At 63.8% G+C, this 16874-nt stretch carries 19 protein-coding genes and 1 pseudogene; 12 read left to right on the top strand and 8 right to left on the bottom strand.

Features of this window, described 5'->3' with window-relative positions:
* The first annotated feature begins 242 nt into the window (after positions 1-242).
* From ACQ4MS_RS12835 to ACQ4MS_RS12875, 9 genes are all read left to right on the top strand, one after another.
* Positions 243-2156 carry a GNAT family N-acetyltransferase gene (locus tag ACQ4MS_RS12835; RefSeq protein WP_431094993.1) on the top strand — a complete coding sequence of 638 codons (1914 nt, stop codon included), beginning with the start codon at positions 243-245 and terminating at the stop codon, positions 2154-2156.
* Positions 2157-2185: 29 nt separating this feature from the next.
* Entirely contained in the window at positions 2186-2350 is a 165-nt protein-coding gene (locus ACQ4MS_RS12840; protein WP_431094994.1) for a hypothetical protein, read from the top strand.
* A gap of 72 nt (positions 2351-2422) precedes the next feature.
* On the top strand, positions 2423-3094 hold the full coding sequence (locus ACQ4MS_RS12845) for a hypothetical protein (protein WP_431094995.1): 672 nt from the start codon (positions 2423-2425) through the stop codon (positions 3092-3094).
* A gap of 52 nt (positions 3095-3146) precedes the next feature.
* Positions 3147-3815, top strand: coding sequence for a hypothetical protein (locus ACQ4MS_RS12850; RefSeq protein WP_431094996.1), 669 nt, complete (start codon positions 3147-3149; stop codon positions 3813-3815).
* A gap of 44 nt (positions 3816-3859) precedes the next feature.
* On the top strand, positions 3860-4108 hold the full coding sequence (locus tag ACQ4MS_RS12855) for a hypothetical protein (protein WP_431094997.1): 249 nt from the start codon (positions 3860-3862) through the stop codon (positions 4106-4108).
* 17 nt (positions 4109-4125) lie between these two features.
* Positions 4126-4863 (top strand): hypothetical protein, encoded by a 738-nt coding sequence (locus ACQ4MS_RS12860; protein WP_431094998.1) that lies wholly within the window; start codon positions 4126-4128, stop codon positions 4861-4863.
* A gap of 196 nt (positions 4864-5059) precedes the next feature.
* Positions 5060-5893: a hypothetical protein gene (locus ACQ4MS_RS12865; protein ID WP_431094999.1), complete on the top strand. Its 834-nt coding sequence runs from the start codon at positions 5060-5062 to the stop codon at positions 5891-5893.
* Positions 5894-5921: 28 nt separating this feature from the next.
* A complete protein-coding gene (locus ACQ4MS_RS12870; RefSeq protein ID WP_431095001.1) occupies positions 5922-6560 on the top strand; it encodes a hypothetical protein in 639 nt (212 codons plus the stop codon).
* A 53-nt stretch (positions 6561-6613) separates the two neighbouring features.
* Positions 6614-6898 carry a DUF6150 family protein gene (locus tag ACQ4MS_RS12875; protein WP_431095002.1) on the top strand — a complete coding sequence of 95 codons (285 nt, stop codon included), beginning with the start codon at positions 6614-6616 and terminating at the stop codon, positions 6896-6898.
* 4 nt (positions 6899-6902) lie between these two features.
* Here the strand turns inward: ACQ4MS_RS12875 and ACQ4MS_RS12880 are convergent, their stop codons facing one another.
* Both ACQ4MS_RS12880 and ACQ4MS_RS12885 read right to left on the bottom strand, forming a co-directional pair.
* Positions 6903-7442, bottom strand: coding sequence for an SPOR domain-containing protein (locus tag ACQ4MS_RS12880; RefSeq protein WP_431095003.1), 540 nt, complete (start codon positions 7440-7442; stop codon positions 6903-6905).
* 35 nt (positions 7443-7477) lie between these two features.
* The gene (locus ACQ4MS_RS12885) at positions 7478-8476 is read right to left on the bottom strand and encodes a sigma 54-interacting transcriptional regulator (RefSeq protein ID WP_431095004.1); all 999 of its coding nucleotides are present in this window, start codon (positions 8474-8476) and stop codon (positions 7478-7480) included.
* Between the two features lie 394 nt (positions 8477-8870).
* Here ACQ4MS_RS12885 and ACQ4MS_RS12890 point away from each other — a divergent pair.
* Positions 8871-9638: pseudogene (locus tag ACQ4MS_RS12890) on the top strand (lyase family protein); the annotation flags it as partial.
* 57 nt (positions 9639-9695) lie between these two features.
* Here ACQ4MS_RS12890 and ACQ4MS_RS12895 read toward each other — a convergent pair.
* The 6 genes from ACQ4MS_RS12895 to ACQ4MS_RS12920 form a co-directional block, all read right to left on the bottom strand.
* Complete coding sequence (locus ACQ4MS_RS12895; protein ID WP_431095005.1) at positions 9696-10874, bottom strand: M20 aminoacylase family protein; 1179 nt, start codon at positions 10872-10874, stop codon at positions 9696-9698.
* Positions 10868-11239 carry a helix-turn-helix domain-containing protein gene (locus ACQ4MS_RS12900; RefSeq protein WP_431095006.1) on the bottom strand — a complete coding sequence of 124 codons (372 nt, stop codon included), beginning with the start codon at positions 11237-11239 and terminating at the stop codon, positions 10868-10870. The genes ACQ4MS_RS12895 and ACQ4MS_RS12900 overlap by 7 nt, the downstream gene beginning before the upstream one ends.
* Positions 11240-11351: 112 nt before the next feature.
* Positions 11352-11855, bottom strand: a complete 504-nt coding sequence (locus tag ACQ4MS_RS12905; protein WP_431095007.1) for an Lrp/AsnC family transcriptional regulator — start codon at positions 11853-11855, stop codon at positions 11352-11354.
* A 43-nt stretch (positions 11856-11898) separates the two neighbouring features.
* The gene (locus ACQ4MS_RS12910; protein WP_431095008.1) at positions 11899-13296 is read right to left on the bottom strand and encodes an aspartate aminotransferase family protein; all 1398 of its coding nucleotides are present in this window, start codon (positions 13294-13296) and stop codon (positions 11899-11901) included.
* A gap of 160 nt (positions 13297-13456) precedes the next feature.
* Complete coding sequence (locus tag ACQ4MS_RS12915) at positions 13457-14383, bottom strand: 2-hydroxyacid dehydrogenase (RefSeq protein ID WP_431095009.1); 927 nt, start codon at positions 14381-14383, stop codon at positions 13457-13459.
* A gap of 143 nt (positions 14384-14526) precedes the next feature.
* Positions 14527-15426: a GNAT family N-acetyltransferase gene (locus ACQ4MS_RS12920; RefSeq protein WP_431095010.1), complete on the bottom strand. Its 900-nt coding sequence runs from the start codon at positions 15424-15426 to the stop codon at positions 14527-14529.
* Between the two features lie 355 nt (positions 15427-15781).
* On the opposite strand from ACQ4MS_RS12920, the gene ACQ4MS_RS12925 reads away from it, so the two are divergent.
* Positions 15782-16450 (top strand): haloacid dehalogenase type II, encoded by a 669-nt coding sequence (locus ACQ4MS_RS12925; RefSeq protein WP_431095011.1) that lies wholly within the window; start codon positions 15782-15784, stop codon positions 16448-16450.
* 55 nt (positions 16451-16505) lie between these two features.
* Entirely contained in the window at positions 16506-16865 is a 360-nt protein-coding gene (locus tag ACQ4MS_RS12930; protein WP_431095012.1) for a cupin domain-containing protein, read from the top strand.
* Positions 16866-16874 lie beyond the last annotated feature (9 nt).

Consider the following 16874-nt stretch of genomic DNA (forward strand, 5'->3'; position numbering starts at 1 on the left):
TCGCGCCAGCTGAGCCCCACAAGCTCTTCCTGCCGGGTTCCTTACAGGATGAACCGTCACAGCCGCCGGTGGCGGTGGGGGATACCGCTTCGGACTGGAAAGACCTTTGCGAACTGCCACCCTTTTTACTCAGGGATTGTTCAACCATTGCTGCTGCCCTTGCGGGGCCGCGTCTGGCACGCGCCTGGGCGCGTGCTGTTGTGATGTACTGGAGCCGGCTTGAACGGCTGGGTGGCCTGGACTTGTCGCAGCCACTCTATATCTTGAATATGGGGCCGGATGACGGTGCCCTGGCGGCGGCAGTATTGGCCGCTTTGCGCGACGAAATGCATGCCTGCGGCATGCTCGGCTGGCCTGTGCGGTATGTGCTCTGCCCAAAGGCCGGTGAAGAGCCGGCGCTGGCGCTTCTCAGGCAGCCGGCACTGCAACCTTTTGTTGCACGCGGCTGGCTTGATCAAGCTAGCTGGCAGGCCCGGCGCGGCCATCCGCTTTTGCTCGGTGCGAATCGCTTTGCCTTGTTCGGGTCACGCAACCCGGTGGTTGCGATGACGGCGGGCGGGTTTTCCGCACTGCAGGCCGAACTGTATGGTGTGCACTATGGCGAACTGCTGCAAGCGCGGATCCAGGCGCAGGCCGTCAGTGGAGACCGCTTTGCGCTGGCTTGCGAGTGGCGGACTTTGGCCGAAGGCGAAATCGGTTCGGCCATGTCCGCGCTGCTGGACCATTACCGTTCCAGCCTGATCAATGCCACGGTGCTGCTTTCAAACTCCGCGCTGTCCCTGCTGGATGCGCTTGCTGATTTTTCCGCCGGGCGCTATTTGCTGTTGGCGGCAGATCAGGGCGTCGCCGATGAGCGGCAGATCAGGCTTAACTGCATGGCGCTTCCTGAACAACTCGCTCCTGGTGAATTGGGACTGCCGGTCAATTTCCATGCGCTTGGCATGCATCAGGAAAGCGCCGGTGCACATGTTGCGCATCTGGAGTGGGGCGCATCGGGATCCATTCAGCATATGGCCTGCCGCGACGATGCCATCGGCATGGATGCCGCGAGCTGGAGCAGTCTGGTCGAGACGGTAGATGAAGACCATCCAGCGGAGCGGTGGTGGCACGGGGCTCCCCATAGTCCCGTGGAGAGCGTTGACGAAATCAATTTTCGCCTTCGCTGCTCGGGTCATGACCCCTGGGCTCTCCAATCCATCCTCGACAGCCTTGATCTTCGCCTGCTGGACGCTGCGGACGAAGGTGCACTGCAAACACTGCATCGCAGCCTGGCACGCACGTGGCAGCAGATGACACAGCGTCAGCGTTGTGACGCGGGGCTGGGTCTTGCTGGTCTGCTGGTGCACGTGGGTCAGTGGGCGCTGGCGCGTGATGTGCTCGCCGAAATTCCCGACGGCGATTCGCCGGCGGCTTTTCGCATCGATCAGCTGCTGCTGCGTGCGCGACTGGAGGCGCAAACTGGGCGCAGCGCCACCGCATTGCGCGTGGTGCGGGAATGTCTGCGCCTGGATGCCGGTCATCCAGAGGCACAAGGCATGCATGAGCTGCTGGATCGTCGACTGGTCAGTTGGCAGGCCAACAACTGGTATGAAGCCGATGCGATGCGTGACGATGAGCTCTCGCTCGAGCCGCTTGATGCCCTGCATATCCCGGCATGGCTGCATCAATACCGGGATCCGAACATCGCCGTGGTGGCCGGACTGCCGCCAATTACCTGTGAAGCGGAGGCGCAAACCTACCTTGCCCATGTAGGCGGCCGCGACGGGACCGAATATGCCGTGGTTCACCGGAATTTCGGTTTTGTCGGTGCCATCGGTTTGCGCCGCGAGGCTGATATGGCGCATATCCATTTCTGGATAGGTGTCGAGCATCAAGGCACTGGCTTTGGTGCGCGTGCGGTGCGGCTGCTGACGGCAAGCCTCGCCGGTGGACCGGTGAGACACCTGTTCACCTCGGTCCACGAGGGCAACACGCGCTCGCACCGGCTGCTTGAGAAAGCCGGGTTTGACGCGCTTGGGCACGAGTCGCTCGGCGACGATGTGGGTTACCGGTTCATGCACCTCGCGCTGCCTGGCGCGCTCGCCTGCACTAACGACGAACTCGAGCACCGGCTCGCGGCCGTGTGCGAATGCATCGGTGAGCCGCTGGCGCGCTGACGCTGTTTTCGACTGAAGGAGAAGAAACCATGGAATGCAAAAGAAGGTTTGGAGAGATCGGCAAAAGCGAGCTCGGACCGGCGCGGAGCCATCACCCGAAAGTCAAGCGGCCCAGGCTCGAGATCGGCAACCATTCGCCACAATTGACCTGCAAGAAGGCGCTATCGGGCGCGTTGGTGGAGGCCGGCATATGAGCCCCGACTCGTTGCATCAGGCAATCGGTTACGCGATCCTGAAGCGTGTTCAACCCTGACCGGAGATCGACCATGGCAGCCAGCCGCAAACGCAAAGCCGACCAGATCAGCAAGGACCTGCTTGGTCCTGCCCCTAGCAACTTCCCGCCGATCAAACGTGCGAAACAGGAGCTCGGCACGTATACGCAGCAGTCGACTTATAAAAAAACACCGTCGAAAGCGTCGGTCGAGGTTGACCATATGAGTCCCGACTCGCTGCATCAGGCCCTTGGCAGCTCGCGCAAGAGCGGTGGCGGTGCGTCGTTGAGCAAGCGGCTACCGGCCGCTGCGATGAACAAGACCCAGCACAGGCGCAAGCTCACAACCGGTAGCGGCAACGCGGTTGAGGCGCATCGGGCCTATCTGCTCAATGCGCATCACGGGCAGGTACCGTTCGCCGGCCCCATGAACACAACCCAGGATCACTACGCGGCGGTGCTCGAGGTCGAGTTCCGTTCGACCGCGACGCCGCCCACCTTGTTCGGTCAACCGACGATTCACGATCCACGGCCGTTCGATAAGCCGTCGCAGCAGGGAGTGGTGTCGAAACTCGATGCCGAATGGGGTATGGACCGGCAGCTCGACATGGTCAAGCGCATCAAGAACACCGGGCACATCACGGGCGAGCACGAACAGCACCTGATGGATGTGGTGACCGAGCAGCGTAGTGGATTGGCTGATCTCTATAAAACGCACGGTTTTTGACACGTGGCGCGGATAACCCCGCGTTTTTTCTTAACCCACCAGGAGTTTGACCATGGCATCGAGACGGTATACGGCGGACCAGACCGCCAAGGACAGGCTGGGCCCGGCGCCCAGCAATTATGGGCCGATACGCGGAGTCAAAAAAGTCATCGGCACGCATGCGCAGCAGTCGGTCTACAAAAAGACCCCATCGAAGGAACCGGTTGAGGTCGACCACATGAGTCCCGACTCCCTGCACCAGGCCGCCGGCAGTTCGAGGAAAAGCGGCGCCGGTGCTTCTCTGAGCAAACGCCTGCCGGCTTCGGCGATGAATAAAACGCAACACCGGCGCAAGCTCACGACCGGAAGCGGTGCAGTGGTTGAGCACCACCGCGCCTACCTGCTGCACGCTCATCATGGCCAGATACCTTTCGCCGGCCCGATGGGCGCGACGCAGGACCACTACGCGGCAGCGCTTGAGGTCGAGTTCCGGTCAACAGCCACGCCCGCGACGCTCTTCGGCAAACCGACGATTCACGACGCCCGTCCATTCGATAACCCTTCGCAGCAGGGCGTGGTGCCTAAAAAGGACGCAGAGTGGGGTATGGACCGCCAGCTTGAGATGCTCACGCGCATCCGCAGCACCGCACATATCGATGCCACGCATGAAAGCCACCTGAAGGACGTTGTCACTGAACAGCGCGCAGGCCTCGCCGACATGTACAAGCAAGCAGGAAAATGAGAGCGCGCATTGGGCCGGGTAGGTAAAGCATGGCACGGGCCAGGATGGCGCGTCGCGCCAATTTTTCGAGGGACGCAGCCTTCAAGCCGTCGACGCGTCGCTATCTTGGCTCGCTGCCTGGCGCTGGCGCCGATGCGCCGCTGGGCAATACGATGCGTTCGGCCGCGCCGGGCAGCGGCTGCAGGCGCTGCGCGACTCCCCGGCTTGACCTCAGCGGCCTGCGCGAAATGGCCAATGACAACACCCTGACCGAACCGCCGCTGAGCCCTGTCCACCCGGGCTTCACATTCTGAACCTGAAAGGAAACATCATGCTACTCAGAAAGAAAAATGCCTCAGCGCAAAACCCGGGTCCGCAGCAGGGCGTGGGTGTGCCGCCAGTCGTGAAACCACCGACAAAGACCCAGCTGGCGGTCAAGCAGCGAGCGGCGCAGGGCCGAGCGCCGCTCGACCATTGGGACATGTTTGCCAACGTTATGGCCACGCGCAATGCGTTGCCGAAATCACATCCGAGCCACCTGTCGCTGCGTGCGGTTACAAAAGCCACTGCGACCGAAGTCCATCGGGCCACTGACGGCACACTGCCGATGCCCGACAAGGTCAAGGTGAGGGATGAGGCCGGTCATGCTTCGACCGGTGGCGGCTACAGCGCCAGGAAGGACAGGACCAAGCCGATCACGCTGACGATGAAAAAAGATTACGGAAAACGTGCGCTGGAAGAGATCACTCGTGACGAGAACACGGACAGCTTTCGCAAGCTCGTTCGCACTGTTGGTCATGAGATGGCACACGTCGCGCAGCGTAAAAGCCCGGCAGTCATGAAGACCACGACCAGCCCGCAACGGGAAATGGAGGCCTACGGGTCGGAGATATTGAGTCATCCACGGCTGCCTGCACTGCAGGGCCCACAGTTGCAGTCCACTGCCAAAAAATTCAGGAAGCAGGCGGCTGAAGTGACTGATACAGGTGGCCAGCTCTCTGCGGTTGAAGAAGACCGGCGCCGCCTTGTTGCGGCACAACTCGACACCGGCCGTGGCGTCGGCATGTAGATGGCGGAAGAAACGGCGATGCAAGCGGTCCCGGACACAACGCAACTTGCGGGCTGGCCGGAAGGGTGGCGGGCCGGCCGTTGCGCCGCAGGGCACGAGTCCGGCATACGGCAGTTTTCGCGGCCCGGAGCCGGGCTACAGATACCGGGCATGTCATCCGGCCAAACAGGTGCACGTTTTCAAAGGGAGTAAACCAATGGCATCCAAACGGCAACCCCAATCCCCGGCGCTTTCCAAGCCGCTCACCGCGCAATCGGGCTCGAAGGCGACGCGCGCTGCATCATCGTCCGGCGACGCAGCACCGCGCGATCTGGTGCACGCAACGATGACAGTCACCGCGCCCCCCAAGGACCGTCTGACCGGTGGCGATGCTGCGCTTTCGGTGACCGGAAAAAATACCGGCTGGGCCAAGGCACCGCTGCCGGCGGGCGGCGCTGGCGTGCCCAAGTACCAGGCGAGGCGAACCTACATGCAGGATAACCACGCCAACCATCCGCTTGCAAAAAAACTCATGGACCGGCATGTCCAGCAGGCCCCCGCCGAAGACAAACGCGGGCTGTCCTGTGCTGAGGGGCACAGCCTCATGGTCGCGCATCAGGAACTGAGCCAGCGTGGCAACACCCATGCGGCGGCTCAGATGGATGCGTTCACTGCGAGTCTGGTGCCCGTCGTGCCCGCGTATGTCCCGGCGGCACTGCCGACCTTTGGCAACAACACCAGGAATGCGCGGAAAAATCTGCTCATGAGCAATTACCGGGCGGCTGAGGCGCCCAGGATTGCAGCCCATGGCGCACTGGTTCAGCAGCGCCAGGCCACCCTCGACAGTCTGGCCAAAAGCATGACCGGCATGGACAGCTGGCATGACTACGCGGCGAAGGAGTCGTCGTTCATGGCCTGGAACGACATCCAGCAGCACGGGGCGCTGTCCAACGTGCACCATCACGAGAGCAGCGAGGTCAGTGCAGGCCATGCGATGGACTACTGTGTGCAGTGCCGTGCTGAAGTCGCCGGCAGCCTGAAACACAAATAATTCCTTTCAACGGACTGGAGGTTTCCTTATGGCAGCAGCGAGAATCGTACCGAAACCCAAATCGGCTGATAAACAGAAACCGAGCGAGGTTGCATTTGCCGGCCGCGTCCAGCATGTGACCATGAAGGAGGTGGAGGCGCCCGCAAAATCCGGCGGAAAAAAAGCAGCTCCGACACTTGCGCCATTCATCACCGAGGTTGGGGCCGATTCGGGCGCCGCAGCTGGGGGCGCCGCGCCGACGGCTGCAGCAGCTCCGCAAGCTCCCAGTTCCTTTCCGCATCTGACGCACGAGAACGTGGCGAAGAAGCGGGCCGCTCATGTTACGAGCGCGCGGTTTGTGACAACTATCGCCGGTCCGGGTGCGCAGCAACGCATTGACGTGCTTGAACGTTTCCACCAGGACGATGTGCCGGGTGCTGTGCCAAAACGTGATCGTTTTATCGGCGCCGACGCCGACACGGGTCAGGTGCATGCGGTGACGCCCAGTTTCGCAGCGGCCAAACATCTTCCCAAGAAATACAGGGACAAAAGCATCCTTGACCGTGGGAACGCGCTTGATAAAGGCCTGTTCGAGCATCTGGCGTTCGCCGTTGGTGCCGCCGACGACAAGGCGCCGCCCCTGAGTCCGCGCAGCCGGCGGCGTGAGTTACCCGATACCGGCTATTGAACGCGTGCCGCAGCCGCAGCGCAACGTTCACATGAACACCCGCAAAGGAATCCGTGCCACGCATCTATGAATCCCCCACGATGGGTGACGCTGATATCCGTGTCGCGCTCGTCAGTGACCTCGGCCAGGCAGACCTGCTGGTGCACCGGGTCAGCAGTTGGGGCCTGGCCACCCGTCCGTGGCTTTGGTACATGGCCCCGAAGCAGGATGCGAACCTGTACGTCTACTTTTGCTCGCTCGGCATGGCGCAGCTCACGGTCTGCTATGTCGACACCTACGGACAGGCTGGTTGGGTCAACAAACAGCAGCGGCATCCGGTAGCGCACTTGCTGCGCTGAGTTGTTATTTGGGTGGAGGCGGCAGTGAGATGGTGCCCATATTGGGCGGCAGCCCGAGCTTGAGCGAGAGGTAGTGGCGTTGCGAAAGTGCCTCGTCTGCGCTGCCAAAACGCCCGACGGTGACTACAGACCACGAATTGCCTGCAGGCTCGCCCATCAGCACGACCGTGCTGGTGACGCCTTGTGCCTGTATTGACGAAGCCAGCTGGCTGGCGGGCTGCGCCGTCGAAAACTGCGCCGCCTGCAGCGCGAAGCTTGGAGAAGCGATGGCCACTGTCGGTAGTATCAGGCTGGCCGCAGGCAGGGGTGACGAGGCCGCGGCGGCCGGCGCGCTTGCCGGGGCCGCAGCGGCTGTAGAAGCGGCAGTGGTGACTGGTGTGTTGCCAGATGTTGCGGTTGGTGTGGAGGCCGCCGCCGTGCCTGGAGCGGCACGGCCCGGGATTTTCGCGCTGATCTGTTGCGCTATTTTTGTCACCCCTTCCTTGAATGAGGAAGGTGCAAGCAACCCAGCGACGAAGGCCACTATGCCGAATACCAGGGTCAACAGGACAAGTCCGTACTTCGCAAGCACGCTGGGACTCAGGCTTCACCGGTGCGGGCAGCGGTGGTGGCCTGGACCCGGCTGGGACTCAGGCTGTGTTTGCGCACGAGTCGTCCGAAAGCGCTGCGATCCTGTCCCGCGATCAGTGCCGCCTGAGTCAGGTTGCCGTTGGTTTGCATCAGCAAGCGGCTCACATACAGCCGCTCGAACTCCTTGACGGCCTGCTGCTTGGCTGTGCGAAAGACCACCGGTTCGGCAGCGGGACGCTCGCCGCGGGGGTGGGACATTGCCTGACTGATATCGACTTCGTTGCTGTCGCTGAGCAAGAAAGCCCGCTGGACAACATTTTCGAGCTCACGCACATTACCCGGCCACGTGTAACTCTGGATGAATGCGATCGATGCCGGCGTCAGGCGCACCTGCGGCCTTCCGTGATGATGGCCGAGCCGCGTCAGGAAAATCCTGGCAAGTTCGATCCCGTCATCGCCCCGCTCGTGCAACGTTGGCAGATAGACCGATAACACGTTGATGCGATACAGCAAGTCCTTGCGAAAACGGCGTGCTTCGGAAAGCTCGTTGAGGTTAGCGTTGCTGGCCACGACGATACGAACGTCAGACTGTTTGGTCGAACTCCCGCCGACGCGGCGGTAACTGCCGTCTTGCAGAAAGCGCAGCAGTGCGGCTTGGGCCTTGAGGCTGAGTGCGTCGACTTCGTCAAGGAACAGCGTGCCACCGCCAGCTTCACTGACAAGCCCGAGCGAGGCGACTTTTGCGTCGGTAAAAGCACCTCGCTCGTGACCGAAGAGCTCACTTTCAACCAGAGTCTCCGCCAGCGCTCCACAGTTGACCGGAACAAAAGCGCGGTCGGCCCTCTTACTGCCATAGTGAATCGCTCGCGCTACCATTTCTTTTCCGGTTCCTGTCTCACCCTCGATGAGAACCGCCGCGTCAACCTTGGCGACACGCTCAATCTGCGTGCGTACTCTCGCGAGGGATTCAGAAGATCCCAGCAACTGGAAGCTGAACCTTGCACTCATCAACGTCCCCCGTTTATTACAGCTACTTCAGGGGCTTCTGCCTGCTTTCGCTAGGAAGCAAGAAGAAGCCGAGTGCCTGGAAGATTCAAACATAAAAGAATTGCCACCCGCTCACATCCTCCAATTGCAGGAGCAATTAGTACCGAGAATTCATGGTTGACTTGGCTGTTGAACTGCGCTGAAAGCTGACCCCAACAGGAATGCGGTAAAACTTGGGCTATGTGGAGCAGTTCGTGTACTCTTACGAAAACAGGATTCGAGCGGTCGAGCCCTACATCAGCTCGGCAAACGCATGAGGCCAACCGTCCGTCAGCTGGGTTACCTGACCAGGAACGCCTTGAAGGGTTAGGGTGGGGAATAGTGGCCACCTCTGCGCGACGAAATACTTCGATAGCGCGTGCCTACGTCGCATTCGGAACAGGCCAAGTACCTGGACATTGAGCGCGCGCTCGCCAAGGTCCAGGGCGCCCTCGGCATCATTCCCAAAGAGGCGGCTGAAGAGATCGTAAAGAACTGCGAGCCCAGCCAGATCGACTGGATCAAGCTCAAGGCCAAGACCGAGCAGATCGGCTACCCGATCATCGCCGTGGTCAACCAGATCAACGCGCATTGCAAGGATGGCCTGGGCGAATACTGCCATTGGGACGCCACCACGCAGGACATCACGGACACCGCCGCTGTGCTGCAGATACGCGAGGGCCTGGCGCTGGTTGAGGCCGACCTCGCGGACATCTCGGCCTCGCTCGCCAAACTGGCGCGCGACCACCGCGACACACCGATCATCGGCCGCAGCAACCTGCAGCAGGCAACGCCCATTACCTTCGGCTACAAGATGGCCAGTATCCTCGCGGGCCTCGAAGTCGATGCCGCGCAAATGCGCCGCAACATCGACATGACCCACGGCCTCGTGATGTCGGAGGCCGTGATGATGGGCCTGGGTCCCTACATCGGCCGCGAATATGCGCACGACCTGGTCTATGACATCTGCCGCGAAGCCCTCCAGAAAAAGCGCCCGCTGATCGAATTGCTGGCGGAGCACCCGGAGATCAAGAAGCACGTGACACGCGAACAGCTTGCTTCGTTTTGCGACCCGATGAACAACCTGGGCCAGGCAGGCGTGATGGTCGACCGGGTGCTGGCGTCGATCAAGGCATCCGCTTAGCCGTTCTCAAGCGCGTCGTGGTGAGAGCTACTCGTTCCCTTCCAGCGTTTTTCCCAATCAGCCCGCGAGCGCGAGGCTCGCCATCTGCACAAACCAGCTGACGCCCAATGGCAATACCTCGTCATTGAAGTCGTAGCCGGGATGGTGCAACGACGGGGTGGCTTCGCGTCCTGGGCCGGCGCCTTGGCCCAGCCAGAGGTAGGCGCCGGGCCTGGCCTTGAGCATGAATGCGAAATCCTCGGACGTAAACGCCGCCGAGGGGGCAACCGAAGCTTGCAGGCCCGCGGCTTCGGCAGCACGCAGGGCCAGCGATGCTTCTTGCGGCGTGTTCACTGTGGCCGGGTAGTAGCGCACGTACTCGACTTCGATCGCGGTGCCCGTGGCCTGGGCCACACCTTCAGCGATCTGCCGTATGGCGGTTTCGATGGTGTCCTGGACGCCGGCGTCGAAGCTGCGTACCGTGCCGGTGAGTTCGACCGCGGAAGGCAGCACGTTGTGCGACTGGCCACCGCTGATGCGCGTGACCGAGAGCACCGCATTCTCGGTGGGCGGGATGCGGCGCGAGGTGATGGTGTGCAGCTGGGTAACCAGCTCGCTCGCGGCAAGCACCGCGTCGGGCGTGCGATGCGGCTGGGCCGCGTGGCCGCCCCGGCCCCGGACCACAATGTCGAAGCGATCCGCCGCCGCCATGATGGCGCCCGGCCGCGTCTGGGCGGTGCCGGCGGGCAGCTCCGGCCAGTTGTGCAGGGCGTAGACCGCGTCGCAAGGGAAGCGCTCGAAGAGCCCTTCCTGGACCATCACGCGTGCGCCGCCACGGCCTTCTTCGGCGGGCTGGAAGATGAAGTTGACGGTACCGTCAAAGCGGCGGGTGCGTGCGAGGTGGCGCGCCGCGCCCAGCAGCATGGCGGTGTGCCCGTCGTGTCCGCACCCGTGGTGGACGCCGGGGAAACGGCTGACATAGGACCGTTCGCCTTGCTCAAGAATGGGCAGCGCGTCCATGTCGGCGCGTAAACCCACGCTGCGCTGTCCGCTGCCGGCGCGCAGCACGCCGACAACACCCGTGCCGCCTATGCCCTCATGCACCTCCAGCCCCAAGTCGCGCAGGGCCGAGGAGACGATGCCGGACGTGCGGTGTTCCTTGAAGGCAAGCTCGGGGTGCGCGTGCAGGTCACGCCGCAGCGCGACCAGATCGGGCAGCAGGTCCGCCATTTCCTGCGTCATGGTCGGGCTCAGCATGTCGTTTGCGGCTGACTGGCCGTCGTCAGGTACTGCCCCGGTGTCATGCCGAACACGTTCTTGAAATGACGCGAGAGATGGCTTTGGTCATAAAAGCCCGCCTCGCTGGCTGCGCTGGCGACCGGCATCCCTTGCCTGATCAGGGCTTGCGCGCGCGCCAGACGGAGCCGGCAGATGTAGCGGTGCGGCGAAACCCCCACCTGCTGGCGAAACACGGTAGCGAAGCGCCAGATGCTGAGCCCGGCGAGACCGGCCAGCTCCGACAACGACAGCGCCTGGTTGAGGTTCTCGTGGATGTGCCGCTGCACGCGCTGGATCGCTGCGGCCGAGCGGGCTGGCGCCGGGATGCGGGAAGGTGGGTTCATGCTCCAAGCGTAGGCCGGACCCACCGGAGATGGCACCGGAAACGGACGCCGGCGCAGCAGCAAATGTTGAATCAGGCCGGGCTGCAGCAAAAGCTGCGGCTGGGGCACGCGCTTAAGCGTGCGGCTGCATCAGCTGCTCGATCGGGTAGTAATTCTTGACGAAGGGCGTCTTGATCACGATGTAGCTGAAGTACTTTTCGATGCCGATGTTGGCTTCCAGCAGACCCTCGATGATCTCCTGGTAATGGTTCACGCCGCGTGTGACGAACTTCAGCAGATAGTCGTAGCCGCCGCTGACGAGGTGGCACTCCACGATCTCATCGATCGGACGGATGCTCATCTCGAACTTGACGAAGTCCTCGCGCTTATGGTCCTGAAGCGTGACCTCGGTGAACACCAGCAGTGTGTCGCCCAGCTTCTCCAGCCGGATCTGCGCGCCGTAGCCGCCGATATAGCCGGCTTGCTCCAGCCGCTTGACGCGGACCAGGCAGGGACTGGGGGAGAGGCCGACGGCGTCGGCAATCTCAACATTGGAGGCCCGCCCGTTTTTCTGCAAGTGGCACAGGATTCGCAGGTCGAGGCGGTCAAGCTTGGGGTTGCCGGTGGAGGTATTCATCGTTAACCCCATTTAAGCAAGTTCTACGCCCAAGTCAATCGGGTCAAGCCAGAGCGCGGCGTACATCGGGCTGGTCGAGCACGGTGTCCAGCGTGCGGTTCAGTCGCTCGAACATTTGCTCGAACTCCGCGGGCGTGAAGCACAGGGCCGGCGCGAAGCCCAGGATGCCGTCGCCGAAAGCGCGGAAGATCAGGCCGTTCTCGTAAGCTGCTTTGGCGATGCGGTCGGGCAGTTGCAGCGCGGGGTCGAACCTTGCTTTGGTGTATTTGTCACTTACCAGTTCCAGCGCGCCCAGCAGCCCGCGCGAGCGCGCGTCGCCCACCAGCGGATGGCGCAGCATGGATCGCAATCCGGCCTCGAAGTGGGACGCGACGCGCTGGCCATTGGCGAGGATGCCGCCCTCTTCGTAGAGCCGGATGACTTCCAGCGCCACGGCGGCGCTCACCGGGTGCGCGGAGTAGGTGGCGCCGTGGCCCACCAGGGCGCCGGCCGGCGTGCCGTCGGCAATGCCGGCGTACACGCGCTCGGACATGAGGAGCGCGCCCATGGGCGCATAGCCGGAGGTCAGCCCCTTGGCAACCGTCATCAGGTCCGGCGACACGCCCTCGACGTCGCAGGCGAACATCGGGCCGGTACGGCCAAAGCCGGTGATTACCTCGTCGGCGACGAACAGGATGTCGAGTTCGCGGCAGGCCTGGTGCATGGCCTTGAGCCATCCCGCCGGCGGCACGATCACGCCGCCCGAGCCCTGGATAGGTTCGCAGAAGAAGGCCGCGACGTTCTCCGCGCCCAGCGTGTTGACCTTATCGCGCAGCGCGGCCACAGAAGCCGCGATCACCGTTTGCGCGTCGTCGCCCCCGGGGCTGCGGTAGGGGTAGGGCGAGGGGATGTAGTGTTGTTCCGGGCGCGGCAGGTCGAAGCCGCGGTGGAAGGCGGGCAGGGCCGTCAGACCGGCGCCGGTGGAGGATGAGCCGTGGTAGCCGCGCTCCAGTGCGACGAAGTGCTTCTTGCGCGGCCGGCCCGTGGCGTTGTAGTACTGCACGATGAGGCGCACGGCCGCGTCAATTGCCTCGGAGCCGCCCAGCGTCAGGTAGACGTGCTCCAGCCCGGGCGGAGAAATCTCCACGAGCTTGGCGGCCAGGCGGATGGCCGGTTCGCTGGCGTAGCTGAAATAACCCGTCGCATAGGGCAGCTCGCGCATCTGGCGCGCAGCGGCTTCCACGACGCTTTCATGGCCGTAGCCGATGTTGACGCACCACAGGCCGGCGAAAGCATCGAGCAGTTCGCGGCCGTCGGCATCGCGCAGCCAGGCGCCCTTGCCGGAGCGCAGCACTGTGGCGCCGCGTTGCTCATGGCCGCGCCAGTTGGCCACAGGGTGGATCAGGTGCGCGCGGTCGAGCGCGACAAGCGAATCGAGGGAAAGGGTTTTGGTGGACATCATGGGGACAAGCTTAGGCGCGAGTGCGCAGCGGGTGCTGCGGCTTGCCCCCTCGCGCGCGCACGACCATGCTGTTGTTCGTACGCGTACGGTAGAAGATTCTGCGGTCAGGCCGCGCGATTCGCGTGAGTCCGCAGCCCCGGCCGGGCCCGGGATGGCGGCCTCAGTACCCGCGCGAGCGATCCACCACACCTTCGAGCGGCAGGCCGGCCTCATAACGCCGCAGGTTGTCCAGCAGCGCTTCAGCCGCCGTTCCGGCCTGGGTGGCGCTTGCGATGTGGGGCGTGAGCCAGATGCGCGGATGGTTCCAGAACGGGTGGCCTTGCGCGGGCGGCTCTGGCTCGCAGACATCCAGGACCGCGGCCGAGAGCCGTCCGCTTTCCAGCGCGGCGAGCAGGTCCGCTTCCACCAGGTGGCCGCCGCGCGCGGCGTTGACCACGCAGGCGCCTTCCGGCAGCGCGTCGAACACGCGCCGGCCGAGAATGCCGCGTGTTTCGGGCGTGAGCGGCAGCATGCATACCAGGATGTCGGTGCGGGCCAGGAACTCGTCCAGCTCCGCTTCGCCGCTGTAGCAGCGCACGCCTGGCTCGTCGCGGCGCGAGCGGTTCCAGCCCGCGCAGTCAAAGCCGAGCAGCCGCAGCTGCGCGAGCGCCGCGCGCCCCAGCATGCCCATGCCCATCACGCCCACGCGCCGCGTGGAGGCAGGCCGTACGGGGTGCTCCTTCCACTGGCCCAGGCTTTGCTGCCGCAGGTACAGCGGCATCTCCCGGTGTAGCGACAGCGCCGCCCAGCTGACGTATTCACACATGCAGGCCGTCAGACCCGGCTCCACCATCCTGACCACGGTAAGCCCGGGCGGCAGCGCCGCGAAATCGAACTGGTCCACCCCGGCCCCCACCGAAAACAGCACCTCCAGGTTGGGAAGGGCCTCGGCGATACACGGCGGCGGCTCCCAGGCCGCAAGAAAGCGCACCTGCGCCGGATCCCCGATCTCGGGCCAAGTCTGGAACGGCAGCTGCGGCATCCTGCGCGCGAACTGCTCAGCCCACACGGTCCCGCGCTGCGCTGGGCCTTTATAAAGGAAAGTCATTCAGTTCTCCAGGAGCCGCAACGGCCCGCGATACGTTTAGTGTCTGTGCAAGTGCACGCGCGGAACCGGCTTAGCCGGGCCGCAGAGTGCGCCCCCTGGGGGGGAGCAGGCTACACGAAGTGAGCCTGAACGGGGGGAGCTGTTCAGCCCATTGCTTGAGTAACCAGCGCCCAGCCGCCGACGGCCGAGCCTCGCGCCAGCGGGCCGTTGCGCACCATGGTCGTGACCGTGTCCACGCGGGGCAGGCCCTGCGCTTCCAGCCATTCGGGAAGGCCGCTGGCGGCGTCCACGTCGATGCGCAGGAACTTGCCGGCAAAGCGGCTGCACCAGTGGCCGACGAGCGCCTGCGCGCTCGCGAGATCCGGTGCCACCACGGGACCGACGGCATAGCCGCGCCCGAAGCGCCGCACGGTGGAGAAACCCACGGCTTCACCGCCGCGTGCCAGCACGACCGTCTCGCCGTCGGCCAGCAGCTGGCGCAGCATCGTCTCGCGCGGCATGCCGGCGGCAACGGCATCCAGGGCTACGAGTGCCTTGGCGTCGTTGCGGCCCAACGGACGCAGGCGCTCGCCAGGCGCAAGCGCCACCAGCTGCGCCGGCGCGGCCGAACCCTGGTGCTGCCGGACCTCGCCCGTGATCTCGAAGCCCATGCGTTCATACAGGCCCCGGCCTTCCGTCGTGGCGTGCAGCAGCACCGTGCGGTCTTCCAGGCCCGCCATCACCGCGTGCATGAGATGCTGGCCCACGCGCTGCCCCTGCATGCGCGGCGACACCATCACGTGGCCCACCGTCGCGTGCTGCTTGCCCCAGGGCCAATGCAGCGCGGTGCCCACCAGTTCGCCGTCACGCAGCGCCGCCACGCCCTGGCCGTGCGCCAGGCTGAAGCGCCAGTCCTCCAGGCGGTGCGGCCACCCGAACTCGCGCGACAGCGCCTGCGCCGACTCCAGGTCGTCCTCCTTCAGCCGGCGAAGCGTCACGCCGTCGGGCAATGGGCGGCCCACTGCCGCAAGCGCGGCCTGTGGAATGGAAACTTGGTCGGGCATGGGGCTTTCCTTCAAAACGTCAAGGGCGGTTTGGGGAAGATGATGCTCGGCGCAGGGGCCGGCGGCTTGTACGATCTTGGCGCCGGCCACGGCCGCTGGCAGAACGGCACAAAGCGCCTGGCGCCCGCGGTACTGCGAAGGAATGCTGCGTTCGCGCCGCGCAGAACCGCAACAACTGCGGCGGATGCTGCCTAGGATTGCTTCTATTGAACCACCGTGACAACAGGAAGCTTACCGATGCCCGTCAACCGCCACCCGCTCCCCGTGCCTGCCGGCTGTTTTCCCTCCGCCGCCTGAACCCTTTCTTCACACCGCCAGTATCCACCTCCACCATCCATCATCAACGAGGCAAACCATGATTTTCCGACCCAAGTACATCTCCTTTGATTGCTACGGCACGCTCATCTACTTTCGCATGCACGAGGTGGCGTACGGCATTGTGGGAGACCAGCTTCCGCCCGAGCGCATGCAGCAGTTCATCAAGGACTTCAGCGCCCTGCGGCTGGACGAGGCCATGGGCGACTGGAAACCTTATGACCAGGTTCTCAAGTCCGCGTGGGCGCGTACCTGCAAGCGCCACGGGGTCGCCTACCGTGACGAAGACGGCCAGAAGTTCTACGACGCCGTGCCCACCTGGGGCCCGCACACCGACGTGCCGTTTTCGCTCACCCGCGTGGGCAACAAGATCCCGCTGGTGATCCTCTCCAACGCCATGAACGAGCAGATCGACGCCAACGTCCGCAAGCTCGAAGCGCCCTTCCACAAGGTGTACACGGCACAGGACGCCGGCGCCTACAAGCCGCGCCTGCAGGCCTTCGAGTACATGTTCGACCAACTGGGCTGCTCGCCGGACGACATCCTGCACGTATCCTCCAGCCCGCGCTACGACCTGATGTCGGCCCACGACATGGGCATCAAGAACAAGGTGTTCGTCAATCGCGGCCACGAGCCCAAGCCCAGCGAGTTCTACAGCCATGTGGAAATCCGCGATATCAACGGGCTGCCGGCGCTGGTCGGCCTTTAATTCGGCGCCCGCCTGACTTCCCGCCTTCATTCGATCGCCAAAGGACCCGATACCCATGAGCAACCTCACTTTCTTCAAACTCGACAAGCTGGGTCCCGGCCGCGAGAGCGGCCCCTTGCCCGAGCGCCTGCTCGAAGGCAATCCACGCTTCAGCAACTGGGACGTGGAACAGACGGCCGATGGCAAGCTGCGCACCGGCGTGTGGGAAATCACGCCAGGCACGATCCGCTCGATCAAAGGCGGCGTCTGGGAGTACTGCCACATCCTGTCCGGCGTGTCGGAGCTCATCGAAGACGGCAAGGAACCCATCCGCATCCAGGCCGGCGACAACTTCGTCATGAAGCCGGACTACGTCGGCAAGTGGCGCTGCATCGAGACCACGCGCAAGATCTGGATCGTCTACGGCAACGCATGAGCGCGAGCC

Origin of the sequence: Polaromonas aquatica (assembly GCF_050626995.1) — a bacterium.
GTDB lineage: Bacteria > Pseudomonadota > Gammaproteobacteria > Burkholderiales > Burkholderiaceae_C > Polaromonas > Polaromonas aquatica_A.

Bases quoted from the DNA above. Each gene is read 5' to 3' on its own strand.
- ACQ4MS_RS12865 (WP_431094999.1), top strand. From the start codon at position 5,060: ATGGCATCCAAACGGCAACCCCAATCCCCGGCGCTTTCCAAGCCGCTC.
- ACQ4MS_RS12885 (WP_431095004.1), bottom strand. From the start codon at position 8,476: ATGAGTGCAAGGTTCAGCTTCCAGTTGCTGGGATCTTCTGAATCCCTC.
- ACQ4MS_RS12870 (WP_431095001.1), top strand. From the start codon at position 5,922: ATGGCAGCAGCGAGAATCGTACCGAAACCCAAATCGGCTGATAAACAG.
- ACQ4MS_RS12855 (WP_431094997.1), top strand. From the start codon at position 3,860: ATGGCGCGTCGCGCCAATTTTTCGAGGGACGCAGCCTTCAAGCCGTCG.
- ACQ4MS_RS12850 (WP_431094996.1), top strand. From the start codon at position 3,147: ATGGCATCGAGACGGTATACGGCGGACCAGACCGCCAAGGACAGGCTG.
- ACQ4MS_RS12905 (WP_431095007.1), bottom strand. From the start codon at position 11,855: ATGAATACCTCCACCGGCAACCCCAAGCTTGACCGCCTCGACCTGCGA.
- ACQ4MS_RS12925 (WP_431095011.1), top strand. From the start codon at position 15,782: ATGATTTTCCGACCCAAGTACATCTCCTTTGATTGCTACGGCACGCTC.
- ACQ4MS_RS12845 (WP_431094995.1), top strand. From the start codon at position 2,423: ATGGCAGCCAGCCGCAAACGCAAAGCCGACCAGATCAGCAAGGACCTG.
- ACQ4MS_RS12920 (WP_431095010.1), bottom strand. From the start codon at position 15,426: ATGCCCGACCAAGTTTCCATTCCACAGGCCGCGCTTGCGGCAGTGGGC.
- ACQ4MS_RS12910 (WP_431095008.1), bottom strand. From the start codon at position 13,296: ATGATGTCCACCAAAACCCTTTCCCTCGATTCGCTTGTCGCGCTCGAC.
- ACQ4MS_RS12930 (WP_431095012.1), top strand. From the start codon at position 16,506: ATGAGCAACCTCACTTTCTTCAAACTCGACAAGCTGGGTCCCGGCCGC.
- ACQ4MS_RS12900 (WP_431095006.1), bottom strand. From the start codon at position 11,239: ATGAACCCACCTTCCCGCATCCCGGCGCCAGCCCGCTCGGCCGCAGCG.
- ACQ4MS_RS12840 (WP_431094994.1), top strand. From the start codon at position 2,186: ATGGAATGCAAAAGAAGGTTTGGAGAGATCGGCAAAAGCGAGCTCGGA.
- ACQ4MS_RS12915 (WP_431095009.1), bottom strand. From the start codon at position 14,383: ATGACTTTCCTTTATAAAGGCCCAGCGCAGCGCGGGACCGTGTGGGCT.
- ACQ4MS_RS12895 (WP_431095005.1), bottom strand. From the start codon at position 10,874: ATGCTGAGCCCGACCATGACGCAGGAAATGGCGGACCTGCTGCCCGAT.
- ACQ4MS_RS12860 (WP_431094998.1), top strand. From the start codon at position 4,126: ATGCTACTCAGAAAGAAAAATGCCTCAGCGCAAAACCCGGGTCCGCAG.